Source organism: Chryseobacterium sp. JAH, assembly GCF_001507335.1.
In the GTDB taxonomy this organism is placed as follows: Bacteria; Bacteroidota; Bacteroidia; order Flavobacteriales; family Weeksellaceae; genus Chryseobacterium.
Genome location: NZ_LMAH01000001.1, coordinates 315,735 through 334,099, shown reverse-complemented (window position 1 = coordinate 334,099; position 18,365 = coordinate 315,735). Strand labels below are relative to the sequence as shown.

Here is an 18,365-nt window from a genome sequence, read left to right as displayed (position 1 = left end):
AAAACATGAAATACTGTGCTTTCTTACGCGGAGTGAATGTAAAAGGAACCAACATGAAAATGGTGGAAGTCTGCGAAGTGTTCAAAAATGCAGGAATGCATGATGTGGTTTCAGTTTTAGCTTCCGGAAATATTGTTTTTTCTTCTGATCAAAAAGCAGAAGATCTCAAAATTATTCTTGAAAAAGCCATGTCTGATTATTTCAGTTATGAAGCTTTTCTTTTCGTGAAAACTCAGAGAGAAATCGAAAATTTTTGGAGTTCAAACCCGTTTAATAAAAATGACAGTTTGCATGTTTACACATTTATAGGGAATGAAAATATTGAGAAAATTCTGATAAAAGAATTTGAAACCGCTTCACAGACAGAAAATGAAGATGCGAAAATAGTCAACAGTAATTTCTACTGGCAGGTTCCGAAAGGAAATACCTTAGATTCAACATTCGGAAAAATTTTAGATAAGAAAAGTATGAAAGATCAGTTTACCAGCAGAAATATCAATACATTTGAGAAAATTTTGAAAAAAATTCACGTATGAAAAAACTTTTATTTGCATTTGTACTGTCATTCTCTGTAATCACCCATGCGCAAACAGAATTGAAATTTGACACATCGTTTTTTGATGCTGAAAATTCTTACGTAGCTTTACCGAAAAAAGATCAGGAAACTAAATACATTTTTGGAGTTCCTTACTATGACGATGTTGCGGGATATTCATTCAAGTATTACGGTGATTTTAAAATTGTAGAAGGAAATTTTGTCAAAGTAGATTCTTATACCAATCAATCTGGAAGTATGATTGTTCGTTGGGAGAATCTAGGTTTAAAAGTTGCTGTTTTATCTCAAAATGTGACAAAACAGTTTGGGCTTCCCGTCGTGCCAGACTTTTTAAAATATTATGCTTCAAAACTTCCTGCCAAAGAGCTTCTTGTGAATAAATTAAGCAGTGCCAACGGTGCAGGAGCTTCAAATATAGCACTTCCTAAACTGGAAACGCTGTATAATGAGAAATACGATTCACAAAAATTATTTTTCGAGCTGACTTTTGCATACAACGCTTTAGGAAAATTTGCTGAAGCCGAAAAAATCTCAAATGACGTCCTGAAAAGAGGAAAAGCAGACGATTTAATAAAAAAAGAATATATTTATTCACTTGTCAATCAAAATAAAGTAAAGGAAGCTGATGATTTTTTATCAAAAAATATTTCATCCTTTAAAACTCAAAATAACAAAATAGAAGCGTTAATCAATACCATTGCACTAAGTGCACATAACGGTAATTTGGATGTTGCCCAAAAGTGGCTGAAAGAATTAAAGTCTGAACCCAATATTGACCGTTATCAGAAAAATATTCAACAATTAGAAAGTATAATTAAAGAAAAACAAAGTAAAATCCTATGATTCAGTACTTAGATAACATACAACACAAAGATTCAAAAAACTTTTTTTTAATTGCAGGACCATGCATCATAGAAGGTGAAGATATGGCTCTGAGAATTGCCGAAAAAGTAATTGAGCTGACCAATAAATACAATATTCCATACATTTTTAAAGGAAGTTTTAAGAAAGCCAACAGAAGCAGAGTAGATTCTTTTACTTCAATTGGTGAAGGAAAATCTCTGGAAATTCTTAAAAAAGTAGGGGAGACTTTCAACATTCCTACGACAACAGATATTCACGAAAACGAGCATGCAGCTCTGGCAGCTCAATATGTTGATGTATTGCAGATTCCTGCATTTTTGGTTCGTCAGACAGACTTGTTAGTTGCTGCAGCAAAAACAGGGAAATGTGTTTCACTGAAAAAAGGACAGTTTCTTTCTCCTGAATCGATGAAGTTTGCAGTTCAGAAAGTGACAGATTCTGACAACCAAAAAGTTGCAATCATTGAAAGAGGAAATTCTTTCGGATATACCGATTTGATCGTTGATTACAGAGGAATTCCTACGATGAGAGCTTTTGCTCCTGTTATTTTGGATGTTACGCATTCTCTTCAGCAACCCAATCAAAGTTCAGGAGTGACAGGAGGAAGACCGGACCTGATAGAAACTGTTGCCAAAGCAGGAATTGCCGTTGGCGCAGATGGGATTTTCATTGAAACGCATCCTACACCGGAAACCGCTCTATCTGATGGTGCCAACATGCTTCGACTTGATTTATTAGAAGATTTGTTACAAAAACTGACAAGAGTAAGAGAATCCATTTTGTAATTGTTAAAAAATACTTAATTTTAGAATTCTAAATAATTTCTTTTGAAAAAACTAGTTTTACCACTGAGCCTTATGGTTCCGATGTTAGTGTTCTCTCAAACAAAAAAAAGAGATACGGTAAGGACCACAGATATTGAGGAAGTCGTTTTCCAGAAAAAAACAGTCGGAAGTACGAATGACCTTACCACAGTAAAGATATCTGCAAAAGATGCTCAGAATGTGGCAAGCATTTCTGGTGGTATTGAGGGCATTATCAAAACTCTACCTTCTGTAAATTCAAATACGGAGCTATCTTCGCAATATATGGTGCGTGGCGGAAACTATGATGAAAACCTTATCTATATCAACGATATCGAGATCTACAGACCTTTTCTCATTAGAAATTCTCAGCAAGAAGGTTTAAGTATTATCAACCCTGATATGGTTTCTACGGTGAACTTCTCTGCCGGAGGTTTTGAACCTAGATATGGTGATAAAATGTCTTCAGCTTTAAATATCTATTATCGTGAGCCGGAAAAATTTGAACTTTCAGGAGAGGCAAGTTTAATTGGTGGAAGACTGACAACTGGTTTAGCTTCAAAGAACAATAAATTGACCGCATTATTTTCAGGACGATACAGAAATACAAATCTTGTACTCAATACCCTGAATGAGGATACTGATTTTAATCCCAAATATTTTGATTTTCAGACGTATCTTAACTATCATTTTAATGACAAGTTCACAATGTCCTTTATTGGATACTATTCAAAAAATGACTATGAAATGTATCCCAAAGAGCGTTCTGTAGATTTTGGATCTTTACAGAAGCCCATCAATCTTTCTGTTTTTTATAACGGTAAAGAAAATGATCAGTACAAAAATATGATGGGGACATTTTCTATGAACTATAAACCGTCTGATAAATGGAGATTTACCTTAGATAGTTTTGCGTATCAGAACAGAGAAAAAGAATACTATACAATTGCTTCAAGCTATATTTTGCAGACATTTGATCCCATTACAGGTAATCCTATTACGTCCTATGATGTTGGCGGACAAATAGAGCATGCAAGAAATGATCTTTTTGTAAGAACTTACGGAACTCAGTTTAGAACACGTTTTTCACCCAATGTAAATACGGATATAGAAGTTGGTTTTAAATTTGAAAAAGAAAATTTAAGAGATCTTACCAACGAGTATAAGTTAGTTGATTCCTCAGGTTACAGTATTCCACACCCTGTAGATGACCCAAGATTTCCAGATGCTTCAGATTTAGATCTTTACTACAGCATTGCAGGAAGTAATCATATTGAGCCAACCAGGCTGTCGGCATATGCGCAGTATTCACAAAAGTTTTTTTGGGGATCAAGCAAAATATTTGTAAATGCCGGAGCAAGAGTTGCACACTGGAGTTTTAATGATGAAACGATATTCTCGCCACGAGCACAGTTTGCGATAAAGCCTGAATGGGATACCGACATGTTATTCAGAGTGTCTGGAGGAATTTATTATCAGGCACCTTTTTACAAGGAAATTAAAGATTTAAATGGAAATTTCAATCAAAATATAAAATCTCAGCGATCTATTCAGGCAATTGTTGCCAATGATTTTGAGTTTGAGTTTGATGACCGCCCATTTAAGCTGACCACAGAGGCATACTATAAAAAAATGGATAATCTGATTCCTTATTACATGGATAACGTAAGAATCCGTTATTCAGGTAAAAATAATGCTTCAGGTTATGCATACGGAATTGATACCCGTTTGTTCGGAGAATTTGTTCCGGGTGTAGATTCGTGGCTTTCTGCTAGTTATGCAAGGGTTTATGAAAATATAGATGGGAGAGGAGATATCCCAAGGCCTACAGATCAGCGATTCAGATTTGCGATGTTTTATCAGGATTATATGCCAAAATTTCCGCAAATGCGCGTCAACTTAACTTTAACGTATGCCATGGGGTTGCCCAACGGGGCGCCAGTTTTCACAGATCCTTATCAGTACCAGAAAACGCTACCTTCTTACAAGAGAGTTGATTTAGGGCTTTCTTATGCATTTGTAGATGCCAAAGAAAAGAAACAGAGTTATGGTTTTTTGAGTAATTTTGATGAATTGACTTTAGGAGTACAGGTGTTTAATGCATTTAATATCAATAATACTGTTTCCAATCAGTGGATTACCGATGCCAATACGAATTTAATGTATCCGGTTCCAGTTCGTTTAACCGGAAGATTTTTCAATGTGAAGCTGGAGTTTAAGATTAAATAAAATTTGAACTTTTATCAAAAATATACAAAAGCTCCTGAAATTTTAGGAGCTTTTGTATTATCCTTAATTTTATAACAATATCACACAATTTTGTAACAATCATTCAGCGGATATTTTTACCTTTGCTTTAGTTAATGAAAAAGATTCTAGCCATACTATTTTCGATATTCTACTTCGGTTTTTCTTCCGGAGCAGTTTTTCAGATGCATTATTGTATGAAAGAATTGGTTTCAGTGACACAAAAATCTGATGATACCTGTAGTAAATGCGGAACCAAGGAAAAAAGAGACTGTTGCAAAACTGAAGTAAAGTTGGTGAAGGTTGATGATTCTCAAAAATCAGATTTTTTGAAAATTAATTTTCTGCAAACCATTTCAGAGATTCAGAAACATCATTTTTTCTTTACAGACAAATCCTTTTCACTGAGAAAGTTCAGTCAAATCCAGATTAATGCTCCGCCGGAAAAGCGGTCGGTTCCAATCTTTATCAATCATTGTAATTTTAGAATTTAGAATGTCTTAGTCGTTTGATATTCATATCATATTGAACGACACGCTTTGTCGCATCATGCGATTTTCAAATTATTATTCAATCTAAAATTTTAAAACAATGAAAAAATATATCATTACAGCCCTATTTTCTTTATTTGCAATCGCTTCTGTTTCTGCTCAGCTAAAATCTGATGCTCAGGTATCGAAGCTTTACCAAAATTATATCTCCATCAAAGATGCGTTGGCTTCAGATAATGCCGACAAAACCTCTAAAGCAGCTACAGAGTTTATTAAAACCGCTTCGGCAATTGATTACAAAATTCTTTCTGAAGGGAATGTGAACACTCTGAAAAAAGATGCAACAGCAATTTCAAATGCCAGTGATATTGCGGTTCAAAGAGAGACATTCTTTAATCTTTCAGACAATATGATTGCTTTGACAAAACAGTTTAAAATTTCAGCAAATCCGGTTTTTGTACAGTATTGCCCGATGGCTGACGGAAGCTGGCTAAGCAACGAGAAAAAAATCATCAATCCTTATTACGGAAGTTCTATGCTTTCTTGTGGTTCTGTGAAATCAGAGATCAAATAAATAGTGTATTTGTTTGTAAAATAAACAGTTGAATTTATTTAATTAGAATCTGCTTTAATAGATAGATTGCTACTCAGCTGTAAAAAATTTTGAAATATTATGAAAAAAGTAATAATGTTTCTGATGCTTTTGTTCTCTGTTTTCAGTTTTTCACAATCCGTTAAGACATATTATACATGTCCGATGGATAAAGATGTCATTGCATCCAAAGCCGGTGACTGTCCTAAATGCGGAATGACTTTGGTAAAGAAAACCGTTGTCATAAAGCCTAAGATTGCAGAAAAACCATCAGTAAAAAATTTACCGAAAGCAACAGCAAAATCAGAAATAAAAATCAAAACTAAGGCTAAACCTGAGATTGCGAGAAAAGTTGACGTTAAAAAAGTAAAAATTGCTAAGAAATCTGAAATTAAAACTATTAGGGTTAAACCAATTTTATATTCAAAACCTCAAACTCAAACTCAGTCTAAAATAAGCTACACTTGTCCGATGCATCCTGATGTAATTTCAGATAAATCCGGAAGGTGCCCAAAATGCAGTATGGATTTAGTGGAAGTTGAAAAGCATGCTCAATCTGAGTCTAAACCTTCGCATAAAAATTCTGTTTTAAAAAGAAATTCTGAAAACGGAAAAGTAACTTTTGGTGCAAAAACAGTTCGGTATGATTTGTATGTGAAAGATACGATTGTGAATTTTACTGGAGAAAATCATAGAGCAATTGCAGTGAATGGGAAATTACAGGCTCCGACTTTATATTTCACAGAAGGAGATACTGCGGAGATTTATCTTCATAATATGCTGAAAGAAAATACGGGTTTCCATTGGCACGGAGTTATTTTACCGAATGAACACGACGGAGTTCCCTATTTGACGACGAAACCTGTGGAGCCTGGAGAAACTCATTTATATAAATTCAGAGTTTCTCAGAACGGAACCTATTGGTATCATTCACATGAAGGTTTGCAGGAGCAGATCGGGATGAACGGAATTTTAGTTTTCAATAAACGAGAAGGTGAGCCAAAAACGGAATATACAAAAGAAATTCCGGTGCTTTTAGGTGAATGGAGTGATGAAGATCCCGTGCAGATTGCAAGAAGGCTTCATATGGCAAATACCGATTGGTATGCGATTAAGAAAAATGCAGTTCAAAGTTATTGGGAAGCTATAAAATCCGGAAACTTCAGAACAAAAGCCCTCAATGAATGGAAGAGGATGGAGGCAATGGATGTAAGCGATGTCTACTACGATAAATTTCTGATCAACGGACTTCCAAATTCTGAATATTCAAATCTGAAAGCGGGAGATAAAGTACGATTGAGGGTCGCCAATGGAGGATCTTCCACTTATTTTTGGCTGAATTTTGGAGGCGGAAAAATAAAAGTGGTCGGAAATGACGGAAATGATGTTGTCCCTGTAGAAGTAGATCGTCTGATTGTAGGCGTTTCGGAAACGTATGATATCGAAGTGACCATTCCGGAAAACAAAAGTTTTGAATTCCGTGCAACTTCAGAAGACAGAATTGGTCATGCATCACTGTGGTTAGGTTCAGGAGAAAAAAATGAAGCTCCAAACTTACCGAGATTAAAGCTTTTTGAAGGAATGAAAATGATGAACGGGATGATGAAGATGAGCGGAAATATGAAACCAATGAACATGGTGATGGGTAATCAGATGATGGACATGAATGAAGTGATGTATCCTGAACTTTCTGAAAGTCAGAGAAAAATGACAATGAAGCACATGAATGAAATGATGGGGATCAAAGAAAAGAAATCAGAAAAAGAAGAAGATCATGCTCAACATTCGGGAATGGATTTGGAAGAAGAGAAAACCATCAAAAGATTATCATACAATATTTTAAAATCTCCAGAAAAAACGATTCTTCCTAAAGAAAATGTTCGTGAAATGAAATTTACGCTGGAAGGAAATATGAATCACTATCTGTGGACTCTAGATAACAAAACGGTTACAGAGACAGATAAGATTTTAGTGAAAAAAGGAGAAGTTCTGCGCATTACGCTGTACAACAATTCGATGATGCGGCATCCGATGCATTTACACGGCCACGACTTCAGGCTGATCAATTCAAAAGGAGAATATTCGCCGTTAAAAAATGTCGTAGATATTATGCCGATGGAAACCAATACGATTGAATTCGCAGCCAATCAGGATGGTGACTGGTTTTTTCACTGTCATATCCTGTATCACATGATGGCCGGAATGGGAAGGATTTTCAGTTACGAAGACTCTAAACCCAATCCACAGTTACCTAACAGAAAATTGGCCTGGAAAAGCTTTTTAAGAGACAACAGAATGATCAGTTCTATGGCGATGGTCGATCTCCACAGCAATAAACTGCATGCAGAAACGATGACGATGTTCGGACCGAGATGGGCAAATCTGAATGAGTTTCATTCGAATTGGGAGTTTGATCATTTCGACGGAAATTTTAAAGTCGGTCGGTTTTTAGGTAAATTCCAATGGGCGATTCCTTATGCAGGTTTGAGGATTCAAAAAAATCATGAAATCATGGAGCGAAAAATGACCGAAGAAATGGGAGAAGATTTTCATGGAAAGAAAACCTGGTTCGGACAACAAAAAGCTTCGAAAAGTAAGGCAACGTTCATCGTTGGTGCTCAATATATTTTGCCGATGCTGATTACAGCCGATGCAAGTATTGACCAAAATGGTAAAGTATTATTGGAGTTAAGCCGAGAAGATATTCCGATTTCCAGAAGATTGAGAGGGAATTTCAGTGTCAATTCTGACGGAGAATTTACCTCGGGAGTAAGATATATTTTGCAAAAATGGTTATCTGTTTCCGGAAATTACGACAATGAAATGGGCTGGGGAGGCGGAATTACGCTGACCTACTAATTACAAAAGGTTGCTTTAATTTTGAAGCAGCCTTTTTTTTATTTATCTATTTAGAAATTTTCAACAAAGATCTTTCGAATAATTTGCAAAATAATAATCAGCAATCAGAGAATTGAAAAAATCACATTTCCAGCTGTAGAATTTTCTCAATCATTTTTTGACTAGTTTTTTCAGGAATTAATCTCATCACGAAGTTTCGTAAAGCATTTCCTTTTTCCCACTGAGAAATCTGTCCGACTTTCCAACTGGTATTGACGATATAATCAACTTTTTTCATTCTGATTTTTTGAAATTCTTCAAAAATAAAATTAAAATCTCTACTTTTCTCCAATAATTTTCCAAGCACATAAGCATCTTCAATGGACTGACAGGCACCTTGTCCCATATTCGGAGTGGTGGCATGAGCTGCATCGCCAATAAGACAAAGATTTTCTGCAGACCATTTCGGGATGGGAGCGAGGTCAATAATATCATTTAAAATAATATTTTCCTGTTTTGTAGCTTCTAGAATCTGTAAAACTATCGGATCAAAATCGCTGAAAGTCTCAATTAAATCTATGTTTTCTCTATAATTATTTTCGTTGATTAAAGCGTACCAATACACCTTATTTTCAGAAAGCTTCACAAAACCAAAACGTTTCCCCTTTCCCCATATTTCCAAAGCGTGATGAAAATATTGTTCAGGAAGATAAAAATCAGTTAATCCACGCCAGCATTTTTGCTTGGAATTTCTGATCGTTCTGTTTTTTAAAATTTGATTACGGACTTTAGAATGAATTCCGTCTGCTCCGAAAACAATTTTGCTTTCGACTTCGTTTCCGTTTTCAAAGTGTAAATGATAATTTTCTTTCTTCTCAATCGTTTTTAAACTGTGATTAAGTTTAATATTTTCAAAACCTAAATTTTCGGCTAAAATATTCTGTAAATCTGCTCTGTGAATCGCAACATTACATGAATTGAATTTCTTTTCTAAAGCCAGAACATTCGTTGTTGAGATAGTTTTTAGTTTTTCATCGGTAATAAAAATGCCATGAATTTTGTTTCCGGCGTTTTCAATTTTTTCTTTTAAATCTAATTTTTCAAAAATCTGCATTGCATTAACGGCCATCATGATTCCTGCTCCGACAGGTTTTATTTCCTGCGCAGATTCGTAAATGGTAAAGTCTAAATTTTGTTGCTTCAGAATATTTCCTAAAGTCAAACCACCAATTCCGGCGCCGATGATTGAGATTGGATTCATTTAAAATTATTAAAATTTAAAATAAATTAAATCATATTTTTTTTCGCTAAAATCCAAAATAATTCTGTAATCGATTTTTGCTAATCCTCTTTTTTAATAACCTTTAATTCTAATTTTATCATCAACCTTCTGTTTTGAAATATAAGTGATTTCCTCCCAAACGTAAGCAAAATTTTCTCTATTTTCAATCCTGCTTATTTGCAGGATAGGTTGAGCTACCTTAAAAATTTTACTTTTGATAAGTAAAAAAATATGGTCGTTCAAAAGAATGATGGTAGATTTATTAATCTGATAATTATAAATAGAGTTACTACTTGATATATCAATATCAGTATTTATACTATTCAATTTGATAAATTCTTTTCCGGATAAAGATGCTAAAAACTTTTCATGCTTATTTTTATTATAATTGTGAAATGCTAGATTTCCTATAGTAAAGAGAAAAATTAGTGTTCCAAAAGCTAAATAGATTTCCATATTCAAATATAAAAAAAACGGAGTCTGAAAATTCAAACTCCGCTTAATAATTATTTAAACTAAAATTATTTACCTAAATAAGACTTCAAAATCTTACTTCTGGTATTGTGTTTCAGTCTTTTAATTGCTTTTTCCTTAATCTGACGAACTCTTTCTCTTGTAAGATCGAAAGTTTCACCGATTTCTTCCAAAGTCATTGGATGTTTACCGTTCAGTCCAAAATATAGTCTTACCAAATCTGCCTCTCTCGGAGTCAAAGTGTTTAGAGCTCTTTCAATTTCAATCTGAAGAGATTCAAGCATCAAATCTTTATCCGGGCTTGGAGATTCTCCTGAACGCAATACGTCATACAAGTTAGAATCTTCACCTTCTACCAATGGTGCATCCATCGACAGGTGTCTTCCGGAGTTTTTCATTGATTCTTTGATGTCTTCTTCACTCATATCCAAAACTTCAGCCAATTCTTCCGGAGAAGGTGGTCTTTCGTTTTCCTGTTCAAGGTGAGCGTAAGCTTTATTGATTTTGTTGATCGAACCAATTTTGTTCAGCGGTAATCTTACAATTCTCGACTGCTCAGCCAAAGCCTGTAAAATCGATTGACGAATCCACCATACGGCGTAAGAGATAAATTTAAAACCTCTTGTTTCATCATACCTTTTTGCAGCCTTCATCAATCCTAAATTCCCTTCATTTATCAAATCGGGAAGAGAAAGCCCCTGATTTTGGTACTGCTTAGAAACTGAAACTACGAAACGAAGGTTGGCTTTGATCAATTTTTCCAAAGCGACTCTGTCTCCGGCGCGAATTTTTTGTGCCAAATCAACTTCTTCGTCTGCGGTAATCAATTCTACTTTACCAATTTCCTGCAAATACTTGTCTAGTGAAGCGGTTTCCCTGTTGGTTACCTGCTTGGTTATTTTTAATTGTCTCATTAATTGTTATTCTCAAAAATAGAGTTACTGTATATTATACGTTTGAAACAATCAAAAGGTTACACTTGTTTTAATTATTTTTTATTTAATTAAAATGATGTTGGATTTTTAGTTGTAAATTATCGCTCTTGTTTTATCAGACTATTCATGTATCACTCTTCATGCGGAATGGCCCTCAAAGAAGCGTATTGAGAAGTTTTGATTAATGACTTATTTGTATGACGTTCACGGGTTTTCGATGCATTTTTCTTTGTTTCACTTCGAAAAACTCGAACTGATGCATCAAATTAACGGTTAAAAAAAAGTGAAACAGAAGTTTCACTTTATATTATTAGAGTTTAAAAATTGACTTATTCACGATTCATTTTTAAAACAAATCATTGAGTACTTTAGCCAGTCTCAAGCCTCCGTAAAGAAGCTGTCTCTCCATGGTATCATTAAATTTGTACTGATAATCGTAAGCTAATTTTGAGTCATTCGGAGTTTGTGCATAGATTTTATTGGCAATCTGATGAGAATCGTACAACCAGTTTTCTAACGTCCCGGATTGTATTTGCTTTACTTCATCTTTCGTTTTAATATCTAAAAGTTTTGCGTATTCTGTGTAGCTGTATTTTTGAGAATCAACCAATTTACCGTCCCAAACTGAATGTAAATTTGTTTTTTCACCAAAATAGGTGACATTAATTTTATTTCCGCCTAAATCTTCGGATTTTCCGGTATGCATTGGCTGAGAAAGATCTCCCATCATGTGAATCAGGAAAATCAAAGCAATTTTTCTGTCTTTTTCCGACGTTTTTTCGTCTTTAATCTGAGTAGATAAAGTTTTAATTTGAGAATAAAGACTTGGCCCTGCCTGAGCTTTCAGATTTTTTTCAAACGATGTGAAATCTGTCTGTGGATCGATATTCACATAATGCCAAACTGAAGTCTGCTTCCAAACTCCTGTTGTATCAGACTTGATAAAATCCGGCCAGTTTGCCCAATACGCCAAACGCTCTTGCCCCATCATTTTTCTTATTTCTCTTCTTGCCTTACCAGATAAGTGGTTTTCTGCAATTTCTGCGATTACTCGGTGTCCTGTCAATCCCCACGCAAAAGAATATACTGAGCTGGAGATCATTAGTAAAAGCAGCATTTTAGAATAAATACTTTTCATTTTTTTAATAATAATTTTAGAAGGCAAAGATAGGATAGAGTTTTCAAAGTGAGCGAAAAATAGAAATATTTTCTTATGATATTATCGATTGTTAAATAAATTTAATTTGTAATTTCTAATCATTCATTATAAATATTATTACTAAATTGGAGTTACAAAATATTTAAAAATTTGTAAGGAATATTTTTTTCAAATTTGAGAGATATATTATCTTTACACTAATAACCAGAATCACGAAACACAAAGTATGTACGACAATAGCATTTTAGATATGCATTATAATAAACTGCAGACAGATTTTAAAGCTGAAGCAGTTGCAGTCAATCTCCTGAAATACCATCGGGCAGTAAGCAATATTTTCATCGACAGAATTGGAATCAACGACAGGGCTTATCTAAAGGATATCAAAAGTATCTCGAGTCAATATCTTGGTTTTGATGAGGAAGTTCTCAGCATAAAAACCTATAGAGAAGGTATTTACGACTATTTACCTGAAGGGCTTTTTCACCCTCCGTCTTTCAACGGTTCGAGAAAAAACGTAGAAAGTGTGGTAAATGAAATCCGAAAGCAAAAAAGGGTAGAAGAGGATGCACGGAAATTTTTCATGCCTTTTGAACTTGAAATATTTTTTACAGAAATTAGTGCTTTATTAAAAGAATATGATTTTGATTTGGCAAGCGATACGGATTCACTTCTAACAGTATTTTCGGAACTCTGGCCGGTTGTGAAGATGCTGGATAAAAAGAATGCTTATATTTTCATTCATATTCTTCCGTTTTTTCATCAGATTAGAGGTGACAAAAAATGGTTTGAGCGTTGTATGACGTCATTTTTGAAGGTTCCTGTAGAAATTACATTTAGCCCAAATGTTATCGACAGAATTGAAGAGGAGGATGATTCTATATTATTGGGGAATTCAAGATTGGGAGTTACTTACATCCCAAGCGGAAAACACATGGATGGTGAAAGAAATTGGGTCGTCAATGTAGGCCCGATTCCTTACGATGAAATTAAAAGATATATTCCGGGAAATTCTTTCAGAAATGTTCTTCAGGCTCTGTATGATTATTGCTTACCTGTAAACGTCGATATTGAAGAAAATTTTATTACCGAAAAGAAAGAATATTCATTCATGCTGGAAGATGACGAAAGAAATTCAAACAGGCTAGGTTTCTCTACTTTTCTGTAAAATATTTTATTATATTTACAATCACCAATAACAATCATTATTAATTGAATTAAATGGAATTTTCATCAGTCAAAGGTGTATTTTTAAGATTTATATTAGTGCCGTTGCTGGCGGTAATTATGATGGGCATCATGAGTGCCATCAGAAGAAATCAGCCTGCAATTAAAATTAAAGTAATCATCATTTATGTTTTGCTGTGCAGTCTTTGCCTGGCAATTCCCGGTTTTTTCGGTTTCTCAGGAAATCTATTCAATCCTTATTGGTATTTGATTTCTCAGGCAATTTACTTGTTACTGGGGATCTTCCATGTTAATTTAATGCATCGGTACTTTAGAAAGCATATTCAGTCATTCGGCTTGAGCATTTTGTTTGAATCGATACTTTCGATCACATGCGTTCTTTTGGGATCGTATTTATTTGTCCTTATTTTTAAATGGATCAGCAAAGACCAAGGCTATCCCGTAATGTCTGCTACAAGTGCTTTGATATTTTTTGTTCCGATGGTTTTTCATTACTGTTATATTCAGTTTATCAGTATTCCTGTCGACATTTATAAAACGTGGAGATATTCTCCAGATCAGAAGCCGCCGGATTTTGAAGGAGCAGATTTTGACCGATTAATGGTATTGAATGTTGAATTGAGCAAAAACCTTGAAGATGCCAACCGATTCAGAATTAAAGCTAAGACTTTACCAACAGGTGTAACTTTTGGAGACTGGTTTTTCCGCGTAGTAGACGACTACAATCATAAAAATCCAAAATCGATAATTCATCTTTCTGATGAAACTAGAGAGCCTTATTACTGGATATTTTATACCAAAAAATCCTTTTTCAGTTTTAGAAAATACATCGATTTTGATCAGGATATCAGCACCAACAGTATTTCTGAAAATGAAGTGGTAATCTGCAAAAGGGTTATTCAGCATGAAGAAGAAGGAAAACGAAAAGCATAATCACAAATTTTAAAAAAAGTATTACTATGATACAGCCAATCAAACATTTTGCGATCAACTGGGTCGACGGGATGAAAGTTTCCCAGAGACACCTTAATGATCAGGACAATTTTTTAATAGATACAATCCGAGATGCCAATTCTTTGGCGATTACAACATATAACTACGGTTTGCTGCCGATTCCCAACGAGTTTACAGATAAAACAATCTTTGATGTTCACAATACTGCAACAAATGATGTGCAGCTAGTTATCAAACATTGCAGTGCTGTTACGTTAGCAGGTTATAGAATCGAGCTAAGAGATAGGAGAGTAAGCGTAAAATCTTTGGCGAAGTCACTGAACATGGAGGGTGATAATATCGATGGTGAATACTATATTCTAATTTCCGTGAATCCTTTTGATAAAGTTCCTTTTGGAGATATTGACCCGGAAGAAATTCCGCCAAGACATCCGAATGCACATGCCAATTATCATATCGAATTACTGCCGGTTTCTTCATTAAACAGCAGTTATTCAGGAGGAAATTATTTGGTTGTTGGAAAGGTTGATTTTAAAGGAAATATTACACAGGTTAATGCAAATTTTATTCCGCCGTGTACTTCTGTTCAAAGTCATCCTGCCTTGATTGATTACTATAATGGGTACGCAAAATCGATTGGAAATTTGCAGCAATATGCTTTTAAAATCATTCAGAAGGCTTCGCACAAAAATCAGAATACAGCTTTAGCACTGAATGTAAAATCTCTGTGTACGGTTTTGGTCAATACTTTCGGAGATATGTATTTCCAGTTTAGAAATGTCATTCCTTATCAATCGCCGGTTTTTTTGATTGAATCTTTTGCAAAATTGGCTTTAAGAATGTACAATGCAACACAGGTTCTTGTACCTGCAGAATTGGAAGAAATGTTAAACTATAGTTTGGAATGGAGCGAAATTGCACCTCATACTTTACTCAATCAATTATCAACTGTTGCAGAAACCAATTACGATCATCATAACTGTGGAGAACCACTTTTATACATTCAGCAGATGCTGAGAAGTTTAGAAATTATCTTCTCAAAATTAAGCGAACTGGATTACATCGGTCAGCGAAAAGAAAATATTATTGTTAATGAGCAGGAAGTGTCTTCAAACACGAACCCGAAGAGAGGTTGGAGTGTTTTAGATTAATCTCCTTCTTTTTAAAAATAGAAATCCCGAACTACAAAGTCCGGGATTTTTTATTATCATTTTAAAATTCAGATTTTTTATTTTTTTACTAAAATTTTCTCGGTTGCTTTTTTACTTAAAACTTCCTGTTTCTCGCCAACTTCAACGGTTACTGACTTGTCAAAATCCTCAATCTTAACAATTTTAATTTTTGTATTTAAAAGAAGCTTTCTCTCAGTAAGATAATTTAAAAAAGCATCGTCTGATAAAGTCACAGAGGCAAAAACTACATTTTCTCCTACTTTGCAGTCGCTAAGTTTACGCAGATCCATGGAAATAATATTTCCGTCTTTATCAGGAATGGGTTCACCATGGGGATCAAACTTTGGATGGTCTAAAATTTCATCCATTTTATCAAAAAAGATTTGGGAGTGAACGTGCTCCAACTGCTCAGCAATTTCGTGCACATTTTCCCAGCCAAAGTTCATTTTTTTAACCAAGAACATTTCGGTTAATCTATGTTTTCTTACAACCAATGCGGCTTCACATCTGCCTTTTTCGGTAACTCGCAGAGGTTTATACGTTTCGTAAATAACCCATTTTTTTTCTGAAAATTTCTTCATCATATTATTAACGCTGGGCATTTTTACGTTGAGAAATTTGCTCAATTCGTTAATCGTTACTTTACCTTCATTGTCAACTAAATGAAACAAAGCCTTCAGATAATTTTCTTCGGTTAGTGTTGTTTTCAAGATGTTAGATACTTTTCATTACAAATCTAACAAAATATTATTTAAAATTTGGGCTTGTTATTTTAAGTTTTTTTAAATTTACTACATGAAATTTTCATTTAAAAACGACTATTCTGAGGGTTGTCATCCCCAAATTCTTGAAGCACTTGTACGTTATAATCTTGATCAGCAAGCCGGTTACGGAGAAGATCAGTTTTCATTAAAAGCCAAAGATTTACTCAAAGAAAGAATAAATAATCAAAACGCTGCTATTTATTTTGTTTCAGGAGGAACTCAGGCGAATCTTATTGTAATTTCCTCTATTTTAAAGCCCTATCAATGTGTAATTTCGGCTTCTACTGGACATATTCTCAATAATGAAACCGGAGCAATCGAAGCAACTGGACATAAAATTCTAAGTATTGAAAAAAAAAATGGGAAATTATCACCATCCGACATTATTCCTGTCTTAGAAAATCATAAAAATATTCCGCATCAGGTGATGCCGAAGCTGGTATATATTTCAAATTCTACAGAACTGGGTACTGCTTATTCAAAAAAAGAGTTGGAAGATCTTTCTGTCTTTTGCAGGGAAAATAGTTTGTATTTATTCCTGGATGGCGCGAGATTGGGACATGCTTTAACTTCAGAAATCAATGATTTAAATTTAGAAGATATTGCTAAATTGACTGATGTTTTCTACTTAGGTGGTACAAAAAACGGAGCATTGATAGGAGAGGCAATCATCATCAACAATCAATCGTTACAGGAAGATTTTGCGTTCAACATTAAACAAAAAGGTGCTTTATTGGCAAAAGGAAGATTGCTAGGAATTCAGTTTTTGGAATTGATGAAAAATGATTTGTATTTTGATTTGGCAAGACACGCCAATCAGCAGGCGATGAAAATTAAAAGTGCTCTGTTGAAAAAAGAGATTCTATTTCTTTCAGATACCTATACCAATCAGATTTTTCCGATTGTAAATCATAAGCTTATCGATGTTTTATCAGAAAAATTTGAATTTTATATTTGGAAAAATATTGATGAAAATTCTTCAGCCATCCGTTTGATTACCTCATGGAATACAAATGAACAGGCAGTAGATGATTTTATAAAAATTATCAACGATCACGTATAAAAAAAATGCAACTTTTTGAGTTGCATTTTTTATGACATTTTTTATTTTAAAGCTTTTGAAACCTTCGCACAGTCTGCGCTTTCCAATTTTTGCCCGTCCTTGTAAGCAATTTTCTTTTCGTCAGCATATTTCATGGCACCATTTTCATCCTTCTGATTACCTATGCCTTCCAAAAGATTTCCGTCTTTCTGAATGAAGAAAATATCTCTTTTACTGGTTGTACCTTCGGATGCAAATTCGTAAGTAAGTTTCAGGGTATCGCCAGATTTAAATCCTACAAGATCGCCTTTTGAGCTGTCTTTTTCGCTGTTTTTGTAACTCATTTTTCCGGTCACCGTACCTAAATTGTCATCGATACTTACAAATACACTGTCTTTACCTGTGACACCCAAATAACAAAATGATTTTGTACCCAAAGTATCAATTACGGTAGCTGTGGAGTCTTCAATGGATTCGCTGGTAGTTGCAGTTACGGGAGATTCTGTTTTTTTATTACAGTTCATTAAAAATAATGACAACGAACCTAAAAGAATGTACTTTTTCATAGTCTTTTATAAATGTTAAATTGATTTCTTTTGCTAATGTAATGATTGTAATCTTATCCGAAAAAATATTCGTAATAAATTAATATTTTAAAAAAATGATTATGATTTATTACTGACTGTTATGCTTATGCAAATAATCTTCCAAAATAAACATTTTCTAATCGCTGAGAATCTGTTCTATTTTTTGTTTTGATATTTTTACAGCTACAATCAAAAAAAATGACACATACTATATTTCAAAAACTTCATGAATCGGTCGTTGGGTGGTTGTTAAATTAATTTATACAATAAACAGACCTAGGGCTTGAGATCGATCGATACATTAAAAAAGGTATGATTGTAGAATTTTATATATCGTTAAACACTAAAACTGGGACTTTCAAAAAGTCCTATAATTTATATTATGTTAAATTGAAAATGTTTCCAGAATTATAAATG

The 18,365-nt window shown here is 34.1% G+C and carries 17 protein-coding genes; 11 read left to right on the top strand and 6 right to left on the bottom strand.

Annotated elements, in window-relative coordinates; translation table 11 throughout:
• The first annotated feature begins 5 nt into the window (after positions 1–5).
• The 7 genes from AR685_RS01590 to AR685_RS01560 all read left to right on the top strand — a co-directional run bounded on the left by AR685_RS01590 (position 6) and on the right by AR685_RS01560 (position 8,412).
• On the top strand, positions 6–536 hold the full coding sequence (locus AR685_RS01590; protein WP_059123523.1) for a DUF1697 domain-containing protein: 531 nt from the start codon (positions 6–8) through the stop codon (positions 534–536).
• On the top strand, positions 533–1,399 hold the full coding sequence (locus tag AR685_RS01585) for a hypothetical protein (protein ID WP_059123522.1): 867 nt from the start codon (positions 533–535) through the stop codon (positions 1,397–1,399). The genes AR685_RS01590 and AR685_RS01585 overlap by 4 nt, the downstream gene beginning before the upstream one ends.
• Positions 1,396–2,205 (top strand): 3-deoxy-8-phosphooctulonate synthase, encoded by an 810-nt coding sequence (gene kdsA, locus AR685_RS01580; protein ID WP_059123521.1) that lies wholly within the window; start codon positions 1,396–1,398, stop codon positions 2,203–2,205. The genes AR685_RS01585 and kdsA overlap by 4 nt, the downstream gene beginning before the upstream one ends.
• A 42-nt stretch (positions 2,206–2,247) precedes the next feature.
• Positions 2,248–4,452 carry a TonB-dependent receptor plug domain-containing protein gene (locus AR685_RS01575; protein ID WP_047444108.1) on the top strand — a complete coding sequence of 735 codons (2,205 nt, stop codon included), beginning with the start codon at positions 2,248–2,250 and terminating at the stop codon, positions 4,450–4,452.
• A 134-nt stretch (positions 4,453–4,586) separates the two neighbouring features.
• Complete coding sequence (locus AR685_RS01570) at positions 4,587–4,964, top strand: HYC_CC_PP family protein (RefSeq protein ID WP_059123520.1); 378 nt, start codon at positions 4,587–4,589, stop codon at positions 4,962–4,964.
• Between the two features lie 97 nt (positions 4,965–5,061).
• Positions 5,062–5,535 (top strand): DUF3347 domain-containing protein, encoded by a 474-nt coding sequence (locus tag AR685_RS01565; protein ID WP_059123519.1) that lies wholly within the window; start codon positions 5,062–5,064, stop codon positions 5,533–5,535.
• Between the two features lie 99 nt (positions 5,536–5,634).
• On the top strand, positions 5,635–8,412 hold the full coding sequence (locus tag AR685_RS01560; RefSeq protein ID WP_228376366.1) for a multicopper oxidase domain-containing protein: 2,778 nt from the start codon (positions 5,635–5,637) through the stop codon (positions 8,410–8,412).
• Between the two features lie 121 nt (positions 8,413–8,533).
• On the opposite strand, the gene AR685_RS01555 is transcribed toward AR685_RS01560, so the two are convergent.
• The 4 genes from AR685_RS01555 to AR685_RS01540 form a co-directional block, all read right to left on the bottom strand.
• Complete coding sequence (locus AR685_RS01555; RefSeq protein WP_059123517.1) at positions 8,534–9,652, bottom strand: FAD-dependent monooxygenase; 1,119 nt, start codon at positions 9,650–9,652, stop codon at positions 8,534–8,536.
• A gap of 93 nt (positions 9,653–9,745) precedes the next feature.
• Positions 9,746–10,129 carry a hypothetical protein gene (locus tag AR685_RS01550; RefSeq protein WP_059123516.1) on the bottom strand — a complete coding sequence of 128 codons (384 nt, stop codon included), beginning with the start codon at positions 10,127–10,129 and terminating at the stop codon, positions 9,746–9,748.
• A 65-nt stretch (positions 10,130–10,194) separates the two neighbouring features.
• Positions 10,195–11,061: an RNA polymerase sigma factor RpoD/SigA gene (locus tag AR685_RS01545; protein WP_034757900.1), complete on the bottom strand. Its 867-nt coding sequence runs from the start codon at positions 11,059–11,061 to the stop codon at positions 10,195–10,197.
• Between the two features lie 367 nt (positions 11,062–11,428).
• Positions 11,429–12,220 carry a S1/P1 nuclease gene (locus AR685_RS01540; RefSeq protein WP_059123515.1) on the bottom strand — a complete coding sequence of 264 codons (792 nt, stop codon included), beginning with the start codon at positions 12,218–12,220 and terminating at the stop codon, positions 11,429–11,431.
• Between the two features lie 247 nt (positions 12,221–12,467).
• Here AR685_RS01540 and AR685_RS01535 point away from each other — a divergent pair, with 247 nt between their 5' ends.
• The 3 genes from AR685_RS01535 to AR685_RS01525 are packed head-to-tail and all read left to right on the top strand — an operon-like array spanning position 12,468 to position 15,534.
• The gene (locus AR685_RS01535; RefSeq protein ID WP_059123514.1) at positions 12,468–13,409 is read left to right on the top strand and encodes a type VI secretion system baseplate subunit TssG; all 942 of its coding nucleotides are present in this window, start codon (positions 12,468–12,470) and stop codon (positions 13,407–13,409) included.
• A gap of 53 nt (positions 13,410–13,462) precedes the next feature.
• Positions 13,463–14,362 carry a TssN family type VI secretion system protein gene (locus AR685_RS01530; RefSeq protein ID WP_059123513.1) on the top strand — a complete coding sequence of 300 codons (900 nt, stop codon included), beginning with the start codon at positions 13,463–13,465 and terminating at the stop codon, positions 14,360–14,362.
• Between the two features lie 26 nt (positions 14,363–14,388).
• Positions 14,389–15,534, top strand: a complete 1,146-nt coding sequence (locus tag AR685_RS01525; RefSeq protein ID WP_047444099.1) for a hypothetical protein — start codon at positions 14,389–14,391, stop codon at positions 15,532–15,534.
• A gap of 77 nt (positions 15,535–15,611) precedes the next feature.
• Here AR685_RS01525 and AR685_RS01520 read toward each other — a convergent pair whose 3' ends face one another.
• Positions 15,612–16,265 (bottom strand): metal-dependent transcriptional regulator, encoded by a 654-nt coding sequence (locus AR685_RS01520; protein WP_059123512.1) that lies wholly within the window; start codon positions 16,263–16,265, stop codon positions 15,612–15,614.
• Between the two features lie 85 nt (positions 16,266–16,350).
• Here AR685_RS01520 and AR685_RS01515 point away from each other — a divergent pair, with 85 nt between their 5' ends.
• Entirely contained in the window at positions 16,351–17,382 is a 1,032-nt protein-coding gene (locus AR685_RS01515) for a threonine aldolase family protein (RefSeq protein WP_059123511.1), read from the top strand.
• 41 nt (positions 17,383–17,423) lie between these two features.
• Here AR685_RS01515 and AR685_RS01510 read toward each other — a convergent pair whose 3' ends face one another.
• Positions 17,424–17,927 carry a hypothetical protein gene (locus tag AR685_RS01510; RefSeq protein WP_059123510.1) on the bottom strand — a complete coding sequence of 168 codons (504 nt, stop codon included), beginning with the start codon at positions 17,925–17,927 and terminating at the stop codon, positions 17,424–17,426.
• Positions 17,928–18,365 lie beyond the last annotated feature (438 nt).